At 58.6% G+C, this 14,644-nt stretch carries 12 protein-coding genes and 2 pseudogenes; 5 read left to right on the top strand and 9 right to left on the bottom strand.

Going from position 1 to position 14,644, the window contains the following annotated elements; translation table 11 throughout:
• The first annotated feature begins 40 nt into the window (after positions 1 to 40).
• Positions 41 to 790 carry a glycosyltransferase family 2 protein gene (locus N6G83_RS01640; protein ID WP_043143064.1) on the top strand — a complete coding sequence of 250 codons (750 nt, stop codon included), beginning with the start codon at positions 41 to 43 and terminating at the stop codon, positions 788 to 790.
• 67 nt (positions 791 to 857) lie between these two features.
• Here N6G83_RS01640 and N6G83_RS01635 read toward each other — a convergent pair whose 3' ends face one another.
• Positions 858 to 2,165: a serine hydrolase domain-containing protein gene (locus N6G83_RS01635; protein ID WP_260514424.1), complete on the bottom strand. Its 1,308-nt coding sequence runs from the start codon at positions 2,163 to 2,165 to the stop codon at positions 858 to 860.
• Between the two features lie 107 nt (positions 2,166 to 2,272).
• Here N6G83_RS01635 and N6G83_RS01630 point away from each other — a divergent pair, with 107 nt between their 5' ends.
• The 3 genes and pseudogenes from N6G83_RS01630 (at position 2,273) to N6G83_RS01620 (ending at position 5,155) form a co-directional block, all read left to right on the top strand.
• Entirely contained in the window at positions 2,273 to 3,166 is an 894-nt protein-coding gene (locus N6G83_RS01630) for a LysR family transcriptional regulator (RefSeq protein WP_260514422.1), read from the top strand.
• A gap of 213 nt (positions 3,167 to 3,379) precedes the next feature.
• A pseudogene (locus N6G83_RS01625) lies at positions 3,380 to 3,490 on the top strand (AAA family ATPase); the annotation flags it as partial.
• Entirely contained in the window at positions 3,485 to 5,155 is a 1,671-nt protein-coding gene (locus N6G83_RS01620) for an AAA family ATPase (protein ID WP_312847094.1), read from the top strand. The pseudogene N6G83_RS01625 and the gene N6G83_RS01620, both read left to right, overlap by 6 nt.
• Before the next feature lie 4 nt (positions 5,156 to 5,159).
• On the opposite strand, the pseudogene N6G83_RS01615 reads toward N6G83_RS01620, so the two are convergent.
• Positions 5,160 to 5,543, bottom strand: a pseudogene (locus tag N6G83_RS01615) (phage virion morphogenesis protein).
• A 270-nt stretch (positions 5,544 to 5,813) separates the two neighbouring features.
• Here N6G83_RS01615 and N6G83_RS01610 point away from each other — a divergent pair.
• Complete coding sequence (locus N6G83_RS01610; protein ID WP_043147707.1) at positions 5,814 to 6,818, top strand: LacI family DNA-binding transcriptional regulator; 1,005 nt, start codon at positions 5,814 to 5,816, stop codon at positions 6,816 to 6,818.
• A gap of 6 nt (positions 6,819 to 6,824) precedes the next feature.
• On the opposite strand, the gene araD is transcribed toward N6G83_RS01610, so the two are convergent.
• The 7 genes from araD to N6G83_RS01575 all read right to left on the bottom strand — a co-directional run bounded on the left by araD (position 6,825) and on the right by N6G83_RS01575 (position 14,514).
• Positions 6,825 to 7,517 carry an L-ribulose-5-phosphate 4-epimerase gene (gene araD, locus N6G83_RS01605; protein WP_033632583.1) on the bottom strand — a complete coding sequence of 231 codons (693 nt, stop codon included), beginning with the start codon at positions 7,515 to 7,517 and terminating at the stop codon, positions 6,825 to 6,827.
• Complete coding sequence (locus tag N6G83_RS01600) at positions 7,511 to 8,380, bottom strand: L-ribulose-5-phosphate 3-epimerase (protein ID WP_046687461.1); 870 nt, start codon at positions 8,378 to 8,380, stop codon at positions 7,511 to 7,513. Before N6G83_RS01600 ends, araD begins: the two co-directional genes overlap by 7 nt.
• A complete protein-coding gene (locus tag N6G83_RS01595; protein ID WP_260514419.1) occupies positions 8,367 to 9,854 on the bottom strand; it encodes an FGGY-family carbohydrate kinase in 1,488 nt (495 codons plus the stop codon). Before N6G83_RS01595 ends, N6G83_RS01600 begins: the two co-directional genes overlap by 14 nt.
• A gap of 8 nt (positions 9,855 to 9,862) precedes the next feature.
• Positions 9,863 to 10,852, bottom strand: a complete 990-nt coding sequence (locus N6G83_RS01590) for an ABC transporter permease (protein ID WP_167324452.1) — start codon at positions 10,850 to 10,852, stop codon at positions 9,863 to 9,865.
• Positions 10,849 to 12,339 (bottom strand): sugar ABC transporter ATP-binding protein, encoded by a 1,491-nt coding sequence (locus N6G83_RS01585; RefSeq protein WP_033655112.1) that lies wholly within the window; start codon positions 12,337 to 12,339, stop codon positions 10,849 to 10,851. The genes N6G83_RS01590 and N6G83_RS01585 overlap by 4 nt, the downstream gene beginning before the upstream one ends.
• 54 nt (positions 12,340 to 12,393) lie before the next feature.
• Entirely contained in the window at positions 12,394 to 13,311 is a 918-nt protein-coding gene (locus N6G83_RS01580; RefSeq protein WP_015378502.1) for an ABC transporter substrate-binding protein, read from the bottom strand.
• Between the two features lie 135 nt (positions 13,312 to 13,446).
• Entirely contained in the window at positions 13,447 to 14,514 is a 1,068-nt protein-coding gene (locus tag N6G83_RS01575) for an erythritol/L-threitol dehydrogenase (protein ID WP_016927009.1), read from the bottom strand.
• Positions 14,515 to 14,644 lie beyond the last annotated feature (130 nt).

Raw genomic sequence — 14,644 nt, 5'->3', positions numbered from 1 at the left:
ACGCGCTCACCTGCTCAGCGATTTTTAAGGATGTTAGTTAATGGCAAAAATAGCTGTTTGTATACTGACTTTTAACTCCTCTCGTTTATTACACGAGGTGCTTTCTCCACTCATGGGCATTGCGGATGAGTGGATTGTGGTGGACTCCGGAAGTACGGATAAAACGCTGTCTATTTGCCAAAGCTTTGGAATAAGCCCTATTTACCATCGTTTCGAAACGCATGGACGACAAATGAACTTTGCGATTTCTCAATCTCACCATGATTGGGTACTGTGCCTGGACAGCGACGAAATCCTTGATGCCGAAACCATAGCGTCCATTTTAACATTCAAATCGCAGGCAAACCCGCCACCACAGCAAGCCTATAGAATAAAAAGGAATTGGTTTGTACTCGGGCAGCCAGTCAGAACGATTTATCCCATCTCCTCACCGGACTACCCCGTTCGACTGTTCAATAGAACACAGGTCAGGTTCAATGATGCTCCGGTAGATGATGCCGCTGAAGGCTATATTCACACGTCGGTCATTCCCGGCAATGTTAAGCACGATACTTTTTACTCTCTCCATGAAATACTCAACAAGCTCAATAGCTATACGACAAGGGTAGTCAAATACAGAGACATTAGGCCCTCGATATTTCGTGGCGTCGTAAGCGCGATCGGCGCGTTTTTCAAATGGTACGTACTGAGCGGCGCATGGAAGGAAGGCAAAGTCGGCGCCGTTACTGGGTTTTATGCCGTGGCCTACAGTTTCCTAAAGTATTTTAAATCTTGGTATGGCAAAGATTGATAGCGTTAAGGACAGAAATAGGGGCTGAATGACAACCGCCATCCAGCCCCTGCTTGCCCAGCCGACGTTAACGCAATTCCTTCGCTATCGCGCTAAACATCAGCGACGCCTCCAGCGGTTGCGCGCTGAAAGACGGCTCCGCCTGCGGCCAGGTGGACCACTGGACGATCACCAGATTCTCCGCCTGATTGACCATGATCATCTGACCGAAGATCCCCAGCGCCCACAGAGAATGCTTGAGGGAGGCCTGCGGAGTGGGTTCTACGTTGGCCGCATTGGCCGGCACTTCGTTGTTCCACCACTGGTAGCCGTAGATGCCGTTAGGATGCGCCGCCGATACCGAGCCCGCCGCCCGCGTCCAGTTGGACGACTGGGCTACCCAATCTTCCGGCAAGATCTGTTTGCCGTTCGGCAACGTCCCGTTATGCAGAATGAACTCACCGAAGCGCCCCCAGTCTTCCAGCGTGGCGTTAAAGCCGTGTGCACCCACGTCGTGCTGGCCTTTGGCGTAGGCATGCCACACGCCGTCGCTCGCCATGCCGTACGGCTGCCAGATGCTTTGCTGCAGATAGGCCGCCAGCGGCATGCCGGTGGCGCGCTCCAGCACGTCGCCCAGCAGCCACGCGCCGCCGGAGGAGTAAGACCAGTTCTGCCCGGCAGGGTGCGCACGCTGCAAGCCGGCCACCAGCTTGCGCACGCAGGCATAAGTACCGGGTTTGGCTTCACACTCGGTCAGCTGCGCGAAGTCCGATTTCGGGTTGGTGTAATCCTCATTCCACGCCACGCCGGAGGTGTGGGTGATCAGCTGCCTGAGGGTCACGCCATCCCACGCGGTGCCTTTCAGATCGGGTTCGTATTGCGTGATGAGATCGTCGAGTGAGTGGATCTTGCCCTGTTTAATCGCCACGCCCACCAGCGTGGCGACCACCGATTTGCCCACCGAGCGCGACGTCCACAGGGTGGCGTCGGTATTGCCCTGCCCCAGGTATTTCCAGGCGATTTTGCCGTCTTTCAATACCAGCATGCCGCTGACGTTCTGGCGCTGCAGATAGTCCTGCAGGCTGTAGGTTTTGCCATTCACCTGATAGCTGGCATTCGTTAGCTGTTTAGCGGCAGCCACCAGCGGTGTGGCACTACCGTGATGAAACACATCCCCGGCATAGTTGCGGTAGTCGTTACGAAAACCGATCACCCGATCGCTCTGGCTCCAGGTGAGCATCTCGTGCGTGTCCGGCAATTGCGCATCAAAAGGTGCGGGACAGGCGCTGAGTTCGGTGCCCGCACAGGCGGCCAGCGCGGCGGGCGCCAACAGGCCGCTGCAGAGACTGATGACAACACCCGCCAGCAGGCTGCGGTTAAACACTTTGCTTTTCATATTTTTTCTCGCTTAGCTCAGGAAGGCGTTCAGCTTAAAAAAACGCGACCTATAATAAAAAACGCCTGATGGGGGAAAATCCCCCGCAAAATCGACGGGGGAACCGCGTGCCGAGCCTGATTTATTCCTTTGCCCAATTGGAAGCCTTCACCGCCGTGGCCGAGCACGGCAGCCTGGCGAAAGCCTCGCTCAAGCTGGGCAAAGACCGCACGACGCTGCGCGATTTGATTGATTTTCTCGAGGATGGCTTGGGCTATGCGCTGTTCCTGCGCGAGGGGCGCAGCCTGCACCTGACACCGGAGGGCGAACAGCTGCAACGCCAGGCGCACCTGCTGATGCGCCAGGTGAAAGCGTTTGAGGCGTTTGCCAAAGACGTGCCCAAGAGCGCGGCGCAGGAAATATCGCTGGTTTACGATCCCTTTACGCCCCGCGCGCTGCTGCAGGCGCTGATTGGTGCCATGGCCCAACGCAACACACGGCTGAGCCTGATTAATGCCTCGCGCGACGAAGCGGAAAGCCTGCTGGCAAGCGGCCAGGCCGATCTGGGCATCTGCCAGGCGCGCCACCGCAGCGTGGGCGACACCATGGAGTGGCGCGCCTTAGGGGCGATAGAGATGGACTTTTACGCGTCTAAAGCGCTTTTCCCCGGCGCGGAACAGCCGCTTTCGCTGCTGGATCTCTCGCTCACGCCGCAGGTAATCATGCACCCGGACTCTGACGAACCGGTGGCGCGCCGCCTGCAAATTTCAGGGCACACCATCTTCACCAACGAACTGGAAATGCTGCGAGCCCTGCTCGAACAGGGCTGCGGCTGGGGGTTCTTGCCGACGCACATGCATGCGGAACAGTGGAAAAACGTCAACACGCTGCGCACCGAAGTGGGCAGCCAGGGGATCAGCCAAACCATGGTGACCATCTGGAAGCCGGGCAATGACCGGCGGGCGCTGATTGATGAGACGCTGGGGTTGTTGCCGGGGTTGTGGCGGGGGGTTGGGGGGTGAAAAGTTGCTGCTAGATTAGCGGTGTTGTTATCGAGAGTCGTTCGTTGAACTCATCGTCCTGGCGTATCCAAAAATGACGATCAGTTGTATCAAGACCCAAACAATCCTCTTTTGAAAAAATAGAATGAGTAGTAAAATACTTAAGTTGTGATAGAGAAATTATAAAATTAAGGAAAACAATAGGGATTTCATAATGCATATAAAAAGGTTGAACTCAAAAAATTCAAAAAATATAAAGACTCATCAATAAAATTAAATAATGAACTGAGTCTTGTAGTAGGAGGAAATAACTCTGGAAAGTCATCTTTACTTCAAGCAATGGCAACATGGCAGTTTTGCAAAACCTTATTGGAAATTGAAAAGGGAAGGTTAAGCTGGACAAGGGGAGCGACAAATCAAGGTTTGGGATTAGGCATGGTTGATTTCACTCCAATGTTTATCCCATCCCTAAACCATTTATGGACGAATTTAAAATCTCAAAAGCAAACAGAATTAGATGGATACACTCTTAAAATAAAATTATACTGGGATGACAAAGCGGGCAATGAAAAACACTTAGAAATGGGATTATCATTAGCCAACGACAGACTTTTCATTAAAAATACAGCCAGTAACCTAACAATAAATGAAATTGAGAATGTTGATGGTTCGCCAAATAATGAAAATATACCTCAAATTGCATACCTACCTCCTTTCGCTGGAATTACAGACCGTGAAGTCAGAATGAGTCCAGCAATGAGAAATAGATTAATAGGGCAAGGTTTGTCCGGCGGGGTAATAAGAAACTCTCTATATGATATCCATCTGTCAAATCAGATCAAACGCCAAAAACTCAAGGGAACAGGTGACAGGATTTCAACAAAAAACCTAAACGAATTGCGAACCCACGATGCGTGGGAAATTTTACAAAAAACATTATTTGATCTTTTCTCACTTAAAATTGAAGTTAAACCATTCAATGAACAATATCATAGTTATTTAAAAATAGAATGTGTTTCTGGCATTGCTAATGGATATCAATTCACTAAACATAAGAACTTTAATGCTAGAGATATAATGGTTGAAGGAAGTGGCTTTCTTCAATGGTTGAGTGTTTATACCCTAGCTTTATCGGAAGAATTCAATGTAATCTTACTTGATGAGCCGGATGCTCACCTACATACACAACTGCAGAAAAACCTTACAGAACGCTTAGAAGAAATAACCATAAGAAATGGTAAGCAAGTACTATTGGCAACGCATTCAACAGAACTTATTAGGGCCTATGAACCTTATAAAATCCTTTCTCTTTCAAGTGCAAAAGGTAAATACCTTGGTTCTGATGATGACAAAATTGGGTTATTAAGCGGTATAGGCACAATGTTCAGTCCGAAAGTGCATAAATTAACAGAGCAAAAACGATTATTGATCGTCGAAGGTGTAAGCGATGAAAGATTTTTAAAGAAAATTTTCACAAAGTTAAATCTAGAATGGCCTAAAAATCTTGTAACTTGGTTTTGGACTGGTAAATCCTCAGAAAGATATCAACTCCACAAACAACTCAAAGCCGAGATTCCAGATTTGAAAACCATTAGCATACGAGACCGAGATGATGACAGCGATGGTTCCGTTGATGTCACTTTAAAAGATAAAGGTACTACTTATAACGACCCTAGTTTCCAAGCAATGAAATGGAGGCGCAGACACATCGAAAATTATTTCCTCGATGTGACAGCAATATCCCTCGCTGCAAATAAAGATGAGCAAAATGTGTACAGTTTCTTTGGTCTTAGACATGCATTGTTCATGCCGGCGTCTATAGTTTCTTCTGATATAGCTCCTGCCCTTAGAGATGCACGGGGTAAAGAAATTTTCATTGATGGGACAAATAGTCTTAAACATGAATTCTCAATTACAAGAGACGATGTTCTGGACAAAATGAGCATAGATAGAATCTGCGATGATATAAAATACTTTTGCCAAAGCTTAATAGCCTTTTCTAATCCTTGAAGTTTTATCTTAACAAACGGAGGAGGGTATCGCGGACAGTGATCACAACGGCATTATTAGTGCCTAAAGATCTTCGCTCTACATACCGCACCTCCGGCCCGCACGGCTTACACGATCACGCAAACCGCAATGATGCACCAGCGCAATCCGCTGTACCTTACCCTCAAACTGCACGCTTGCTGCACAGTTTTCAGATATTTCGCCGTGCGCAGCTTCGAATGCGCCCTTTTTTTGTTCGGGCCGTGACCTTTCGCGGCTCGTAGCCACTGCCATCAGGATTACGCTGCAACCGGATACTGTTTTGCTGATTCCGGCTCAGCTCCTGCGCCAGTTCTCGTATCATGCGCTGCTGTTCTATAGACTCTAAATGCGCCAGCAGCGCTACCATAATTTCATTACGACGGTGCGCCGAATTGCTGCAGGAGTTCACCACATCTTCCATATCCAGCGTGTCATTGATCTCCTCCCTGAAAGCAGCGCCAGTCTAAACTGAAGTATCGGTTTTTTCTTCCATCTCACCGAGAGGCACATCATCATGAAAAAGACTCATTATACCGAAGCACAGATTACGTTTGCGCTGAAACTGGCCCCCCCTAGCACCGCCCCCGCCCTTTCCCTACAATAAGGGATCTGTTGAGGCATAACGCAAGGAAAGACGGTGTCGAAAGCCAATCCCAATGCCACTATCGTGGATATCGCCCGCCGCGCCAGGGTGACCAATATCACCGTTTCCCGCGCCTTCAATAAGCCCGAGCTGGTCAAGCCGGAAACCCGCGAGCGCATTCACGCCATCGCCAAAGAGCTGAACTATGTGCCCAACGCGTTCGCGCAGGGGCTGAAAAGCAGCAGCAGCCAGATTATCGGCATCGTCACCAGCAGCATGTACAACCCGTTCTATTCCGGCCTGATCAAGACCGTGTCGCGCATTGCGCGTCAGCAGGGCTACCAGATCATGCTGTTCGACACCGACGGCAGCGAAGAGGCGGAAATGCGCGCCATTCAGGCGCTGTTCGGCTACAAGGCGCGCGGCATTCTGCTGTCGGCGGTGCGCGACGACAAGCGCTACCGCCCCGCCTATCTTGAGCTGGCCGAGGTGTACGGCGTGCCGCTGATCCTGATCGACCGTGACCTTTACGATCAGCAGCTGAGCGGCGTGTTCCTCGATAACCGCGAGATCGGCGTGCTGGCCGGGCGCTATCTGGCGGAACAGCCGGAGCAGAAGCTTTTGATTATCGGCGGCCCGGCGGATTCGGAGATCACCTTAACGCGCACCGCCGGCATCGTCGCGGCGCTGCAGGGCAGCGGCCGTGAGATTCACATCATCAACGGCGACTACGATTTCACCTCGCAAGAGAGCGAGGTGCGCGCCTATCTGGCGCAGCCGGAGAACCGCCCGGATTACATCATCGGCCTGAACGGCATCATCACGCTGGGTGCCATCGCCATCTGCCACGAGATGGGGCTTTATGAACAGGTGAAGTTCTTCTCGATAGACGAGCCGCCGCGCGCCGGCGCTTACGGCCTGCACATTCCGGGGGTGTATCACGATACGCAGAAACTGGGGGAGATCGCCGCGGAGCTGCTGTTCAGCGCCATTAACAGCCCGCGCGGCGAGCTGCCGGTGCGCAGGGAATTCTTCACCGGCTCGCTGTTGAATCGCTGACGGGCGCTATTGCCCGTAGTAGGCGTGTTTGCCGTGCTTGCGCAGGAAATGTTTATCCAGCAGCTCCGGCTGCATCGGGGCGATGGCCGGCGCCAGCTGGCGCGTCGCCATCGCCATGATCGCCACCTCTTCCAGCACCACCGCGTTGTGCACCGCATCCGCCGCGTCCTTGCCCCAGGCGAACGGGCCGTGGGAATAGACCAGCACTCCCGGCACCTGCTGCGGATCGCGCCCCGCCTGATTGAAGGTCTCGATAATCACCTTACCGGTTTCCCCCTCGTAATCGCCGGCGATCTCCGCCTCGCTCATCGGCCGGGTGCAGGGAATGTCGCCGTAAAAGTAGTCGGCGTGGGTGGTGCCCAGCGCCGGGATCGGCTGCCCGGCCTGCGCCCAGATGGTGGCGTTGCGGCTGTGGGTGTGCACCACGCCGCCGATATCGGCGAAGGCGCGGTACAGCGCCAGGTGGGTGGCGGTGTCGGATGAGGGTTTGCGGTGCCCTTCGCGCACCTTGCCCTCCAGATCCACCACCACCAGATCCTCCAGCGTCATCGCCTCGTAGGCGATGCCCGAAGGCTTGATCACCACCAGCCCGCTTTGGCGGTCGATCGCCGAGACGTTTCCCCAGGTAAAGGTCACCAGCCCGTATGCCGGCAGGCTAAGGTTGGCGGCCAGCACCTGCCGCTTGAGTTCGTTCAGCATGCGATGCCTCCCTCGATCATCTGTTGTTCGATCCAGGCCTTGGCCTGGGCGATGCGTTGCTTATCCTGCCCGTCTTCGCGCGCCCACATCTCCAGCAGGTAGGGGCCGCGATAGCCGAGCGCGTTGAGCACGGAAAAGGCGTGGGCGAAATCCACGCAGCCTTCGCCGAACGGCACGTCGCGGAACTGCCCGGCGCTGCCCGGCCCCACCGCGACGGTGTCTTTGAGGTGCACGGCAGTGATGCTGCCGATGCCCAGCGCCAGCTCGGCGGCGACATCGTTACCCCAGGCGCTGAGGTTGCCGAGATCGGGATACACCGTGAACCACGGGCTGTTGACGTGGCGGGCGATGTCGCGCCATTTGCTGATGCTGTTGATGAACGGCGTGTCCATCACCTCCACCGACAGCATCACCTGCGCTCTGGCGGCCTGCGCCGCCGCCCACTGCATGCCCTCGATAAAGCGTTCGCGGCTGTGGCGATCGGCGGGTTCGTAATAGACGTCGTAGCCCGCCAGTTGGATGTTGCGGATGCCGAGATCCGTCGCCAGTTCCAGCGCTTTGCTCATCAGCACCCGCGCCCGCTCGCGGGTGGCGGCGTCGGCGCTGCCGAACGGGTCGCGCCGGTGCGCCGACAGGCACAGGCTCGGCACCGTCACCCCGCTGTCGAGTCGCGCCTGGATAAACGCCAGCCGCTGGCGGCGATCCCAATCCAGCCGCTGCTGGCGCGCCGGCTGTTCGTCGATCGACATCTCTACGAACTCAAAGCCCAGCTCGGCGGCGGTGGCCAGCCGCTGCGGCCAACTCAGATCGGCGGGCAGCGCCTTTTCATACAGCCCCAGACAGGCGGCGTTAGTCGTTTGCATCAGTCACCTCACTCAAAGCCTGAGCGACCGCCAGATAGCGCGCCTGCTGGGCGCGCAGGCGCCGGTGGGCGGCGGTCGCGGGATAATAACAGCGCAGTTTGGGCGGCGAGGCGGCGATCGCCTCGGCGAACCCGGCGTACTCCCCGGCGCCGACGGCGGCGCACAGGGCGGCGGCGCGGCAGCCGCTCTGGCGCGTTTCCACCACCTCGAGCGGCAGGTTGCCGGCGTCGGCGTACATCTGCATCCAGACCTCGGACTGCGTCGGCCCGCCGGTCATGCGCACCCGCTCGATGCGCGGGTTCAGCTGCACCATGCGCTCCTGATGGATCAGGTGCGAGAACACGATGCCCTGGTAGATCGCCTGCACCACGTCCGCCATCTCGTGGTGGGCGCTCAGGCCGATCAGCCCGCCCGGCGTGTTACCGCCGAGGTTGGAGCCGTACAGATAAGGCAGGAACAGCAGCCCGCTCGGCTGCTCGCGGCGCTCGGCCACCCAGGCGTTAAACTGGGCGTAGCGCTGCCGGTCGTCGGCGCAGAACTGGCGCAGGAACCAGGCCAGGTTGCCGGCCGAGGTCGGGCTGCCTTCGTGCACGAAATAGCGTCCGTCGATGCAGTAGCGCCCCCAGGCGTAGGGGTAATCGGCGGGAATGATGCGCTCGGTCACGCAGGTGGCGATCGACCAGGTGCCCGCCACCGCGCTGAGCGTGCGATCGTCGGCCACGCCGGAGCTGAGCGCCGCGCCCACCACGTCGAACAGGCCGCCGTACACCGCAGTGCCCGTTCGCAGGCCGCACTGCGCCGCCGCAGAGGCCGTCACCCGCCCGGCCAGCTGCGCCGAGCCGATCGTTAGCGCGGTCTTCTCCTGCGCCTCTTCGATGCCGAAGGCCGCCATCAGCGCCGGATCGTAAGCGCCGCTGTGCTGGTTAAACAGGTTGCTGCCGGAGATGTTGGTCACCTCGGCCACCGCCTCGCCGGTGAGGCGAAAGCGCAGGTAGTCGTGCGCCATCAGGATGCGATCGACGGCGGCGTACTGCGCCGGTTGCTGCTGCTTCAGCCAGCGCAGCAGCAGCGCCGGGTGGCTGGGCCACAGCGGCTGCAGGCTGCGCGGGTAGGTCTGCGCGTCCACGCCGGTGCGGCGCAGCTCAGCCGCCGTGGCCGCCGCGCGGTTGTCCGAAGAGAGGATGCCGTTGCCGACCGGTTTGCCGTGGCGGTCGATGGCGTACAGCCCTTTGCCGTGCGCCGAGAAACTGACGCCGCGCACCTGCCCGGCCTCCAGCCCCGCCGCGTGCAGCGTCTGGCGGATCGCCGCGCAAACATCATCCCACAGCGCGTCCATATTGCGTTCGCTGAAGCCCGGCTGTGCGGCAATCGCCGCGCCGTCGCGCTCGGCGATCGCCAGCTCTTCACCGCTTGCCCGGTACAGCCCGGCCTTGATCACCGTGCCGCCGACGTCTATGCCAAGAAAGACTGACATCGCGCCTCCTATTTGCGCCGCACGGAGCTGAGGTAGATGGCGGCCAGGATGATGCCGCCCTTCACCACGTTCTGGATATACGGCGACACGTTCATCAGATTGAGGCCGTTGTTGAGCACCCCGAGCATCATCGCCCCCACCAACGTGCCGACGATGGCGCCGCGCCCGCCGGAGATCGCCGCCCCGCCCAGCACCACCGCGGCGATGGCGTCCAGCTCGAAGCCTTCACCGGCGTTGGGCTGCCCGCTCATCAGGCGCGAGGTCAGCACCAGCCCGGCCAGCGCGGCGGTCAGGCCGCTGATCACGTACACCAGCATCTTGTAGCGCGGCACGCGGATGCCGCTCAGGCGCGCCGCCTCTTCGTTGCCGCCCATCGCGTAGACGTAGCGGCCAAACGGCAGCTGGTTGAGCATCAGCCAGGCCAGCAGGTACACGCCGAGCATGATCAGGATCGGCACCTGAATGCCCAGCACCGTGCCGCGGCCGAAGAAGGAGAAGACGTCGGGCAGGCCGGAGATTGGGTAGCCGCCGGTATAAAGCAGCGCCAGGCCGCGGGCGATGCCCATCGACGCCAGGGTGACGATGATCGGCGGCATGCGCAGGTAGGCGATGCAGGCGCCGTTGGCCAGGCCGAACAGCGCGCCGACCGCCAGCGCCGCCACCATCGCCAGCGGGATCGGCACCGCCGCCAGCATCAGCCCGGCGGCGACGGAGCCGGCCAGCGCCATTACCGGCCCCACCGAGAGATCGATGCCGCCGGTCAGGATGGCGCAGGTCATGCCCACCGCGATGATGGCGTTGATCGACACCTGGCGTGCCACGTTGGTCAGGTTGTTGACGCTGAGGAAGCTGTCGTTCAACAGGCTCATCAGCACGAACAGGATCACAAAGCCGATAAACGGCAAGACCGCCGGGTGATGCAGCAGTTTTTCACAGCGCTTGCCGAGGCTGGGGCCGACGTCGCGGCGCGCCACGGCGGGTTGTTCAATTCCGATCATAAGGCACTCCCGGTCGCGTGAAGCATGATGTGGTTGGATTCGATGTCGTCGCCGGTCAGCTCGGCGACGATGTGGCCGCCGCGAAACACCAGCACGCGGTCGCACACGCCGATGATCTCCGGCAGTTCGGAAGAAATCATGATGATGGAGATGCCCTGCTGGGTCAGTTGCTGCATCAGCTGGTAGATCTCGGCCTTGGCGCCCACGTCGATGCCGCGCGTCGGCTCGTCGAAGATCAGGATGTTGCAGTCGTTGTTGAGCCAGCGGGCGATCACCACCTTCTGCTGGTTGCCGCCGCTCAGGGTGCTGACGGCGGTCTCAGCGTCCGGGGTTTTCACCCCCACGGCGCGGATCAGCCGCTGCACCACGTCGCGATCCTTGCGGGCGCTGACGAAGATCTTGCCGCGCCGGTGGTGCCGGTTGAGGGTGATGTTCTGCGCCACCGAGAACGGCAGCACCAGGCCCTCGGTTTTGCGGCTCTCCGGCAGCAGGCCGATGCCCTGCGCCAGCGCCTGCGCTGGGGAGCGCAGCGCCGCCGGTTGGCCGCCGAGGCTGACGCGTTTGCGGTGGCAGCGGCTGGCGCCGATCAGCGCGGAGACGGTCTCGGTGCGCCCGGAGCCCACCAGCCCGGCGAAGCCGAGGATCTCGCCCTTGTGCAGGTGAAAACGGTCGGTCGCGCCGTGCTTCTCGCGCTGGATCTCCGCCTCCAGCAGCACCGTCGCGGTATCGACCGGGTGCTGTTTCACCGGGAAGGCGTTCTCGATTTTGCGCCCGACCATCAGCCGCACCAGCTCTTCCACGTTGGTGTCGCCGGTGGCCAGCGTTTCGATGTAGGCGCCGTCGCGCAGCACAGTGATGCGATCGCAGATGGTGAAAATCTCGTCCAGGTGGTGCGAGATAAACACCATGCCGACGCCCAGCAGCCGCAGATCGTTCATCACGCTGAACAGGTGCTCGGCCTCGCCTGGCGTCAGCGTGGCGGTCGGCTCATCCAGCACCAGCACCCGCGCCTCCAGCGACAGCGCCTTGGCGATCTCAACGAACTGCTGCTGCGCCACGCTCAGCTGCTCCACCGGGCAATCGAGATCGATAGCCACCGTCAGCCGCTTGAAGATCGCCTCGGCCTTGCGCCGCATCGCCCGCCGATCCAGCAGGCCCCAGCGGTTCCTGATCTCCCGGTTGAGGAAGATGTTGTCGATGGCGCTCATGTAGGGAATCAACGAGAATTCCTGAAAAATAATGCCGACCCCGGCCTCGATCGCCTGGCGATAGTTGTTAAAGCGGCGCTGCTCGCCGTCGATAAAAATATCGCCCTCGTCCGGCTGATAGATGCCGCACATGATTTTCACCAGCGTCGATTTGCCGGCGCCGTTTTCGCCCAGCAGGGCGTGCACTTCGCCGCGTTGAATGGCCAGATCGATGCCGTCCAGCGCCTTCACGCCGGGAAAGCTTTTTTTGATTCGCTTCAGTTCCAGTAAAGGTGTCACCGCATTGCCCTCCGCGCCGAACGCCCCGCCGCAGCGGGGCGAACCCGGCTGCTGTTACCAGCTAAAGCCGGCCGCATTGCTGCGGTCGATCAGCTTCACTTTGACCGGCACGGTTTTCGGCACCGTGGCGCCCCAGTAGCGGGCCAGCGCAATGCCGAGCGCAATGCGCAGCTGGTCGCGCGGGAACTGCGCCGAAGTGGCGATGAACGGCGAATTCGGCTTGAGGATCTCTTTGATGGCTTCCGGCTGGCCGTCGACGCTCACCAGCTTGACCTTGGCGCCGTTGCTTTCGATCGCCGCCAGGGCGCCGAGCGCGCCGACGTCGTTGACGCTGAAGATGCCCGCCAGATCCGGCGCCGACTGCAGCATGTTTTCGGTCACGGTCAGCGCGGTGTCACGCTCCTGCTTGCCGTTTTGCTTGGTGACGATCTTGATGTCGGGGTATTTCTTCATCGCCGCTTCAAAGCCGCGCACGCGCTCCAGGATCGGCACCACCGGGATGCCGTCGAGGATCGCCACCTTGCCTTTGCCGCCCAGCGCTTTCGCCAGGTATTCACCCGCCTGGAAGCCGGCGTCGTAGTTTTCCGAGCCGACGAACGAATCCAGCGGCCCTTCCGCCTGCGCGTCGATTGCTACCACCACCGCGCCGGCCTTATGGGCGGAGATCACCGCCGACTGCACCCCCACCGAATCGGTCGGGTTGATCAGCAGGATATCCACCTTCTTCTGCAGCATGTCTTCCACGTCGCCGATCTGTTTGGCGACGTCATGGCGCGCATCGGCCACGTACACCTTGGCGCCGATATCCGCCGCCGCCTGATCCAGCGCCTGCTTCATGGTGACGAAGTAGTCGTTGTTCATTTCCTGGAACGACATACCGATAGTGATTTGCTTGGCCAGCGCCCCATGGCTGGCCGCCAACATTCCACCGGCGACGATAAAAGGCAGGGTCTTTTTGAATAATGAAAACATAGCCAATTCTCCTGTAGGGAAGCTTCTTGTTGTGGTTATCAGAGCAACAGCATGTCTTTACGTTTGGCCGACCGGCCGGCCCCCCATTGCGGATGGGCCGGCGATCGTGACTGCAACAGCGGTACGGCGGGAGGGTCAGGGAACCAGGATCACCTTGATGGAGTCGGTCGAGTCCGCCAGGGCGAAGGCTTCGTCCCAGTCGTTCAATGAATAGCTGTGGGTGACCACGCCGTTGGAAGTCACCAGCCCGCGCTCGAACAGATCGATGGCGATTTCGTAGCTGTAGGGCGCCAGGTGCGCGCCGCGAATGTCCAGCTCTTTGCGATCGCCGATGATGGACCAATCGACGGTGGTTTCCTTGCCGAACACGCTGAACTCCACGAAGCGGCCCAGCTTGCGGATCATCTGCAGCCCCTGGGTGACGCCGATCGGCGCGCCGGTGGCCTCGATGTACACGTCGCAGCCGTAGCCGCCGGTCAGCGATTTGACGATCTGGTCGGCATCTTCCTTCAGCGGGTTGATCACCACGTCGGCGCCGAACTCCTTCGCCAGCGCCAGCCGCTCGTCGATGGCATCGATCACGATCAGTTTCTTCGGCGTCTTCAGGCGCGCCACCTGCACCATGCACAACCCGAGCGGCCCGGCGCCGGCCAGCACCACCACGTCGTCCAGTTGGATGTCGCCGCGCGCCACGGTGTGGATGGCGCAGGCCATCGGCTCGATCAATACCGCGTCTTCATGGCTCAGGCTTTCCGGGATCTTGTGCACGATGGCGTTCTCGGAAAAACGCATGTACTCCGCCATGCCGCCCTCCGCCACGTCTTTCTGGAAGCCGTAAATGTTATGCGTCTCACACATCCAGTAGCTGCCGGATTTGCAGTAGCGGCACTCCCAGCACGGTACGATCTGCTCGGCGATCACCCGCTCGCCGATCCGGTATTTACCTTCCGCGCCCTCGCCCAGCGCGGCGATGCGGCCGTAGAACTCATGCCCCGGCACCACCGGCGGTTTGACCCACGGATTCTCCCCCCAAAACATCTGTGCGCCGTTCTTGCATTTGCAGTCGCCGGCGCAGATGCCGCAGCCTTCCACCTTGATCACCAGCTCGCGCGCCTTCGGCAGCGGCGTGGGCACCTGTTCGAAACGATAATCCTGCGGGCCATGGCAAACGACCGCGCGCATTTTTTCCGGCAACTGGCTCATCTCTTCCTCCAATACACTCGTTAAACGCTTGAATTTTCTTAATGTTGACGTTGTCATTTTTATCCAACAAAAAACAAGTAACGAAACAACATGATAAATTTCAATGAATTAATCATCAAACATCCCGAAA

The organism is Serratia sp. PL7, assembly GCF_945957435.1.
This window is presented reverse-complemented; position numbering and strand designations above follow the sequence as displayed.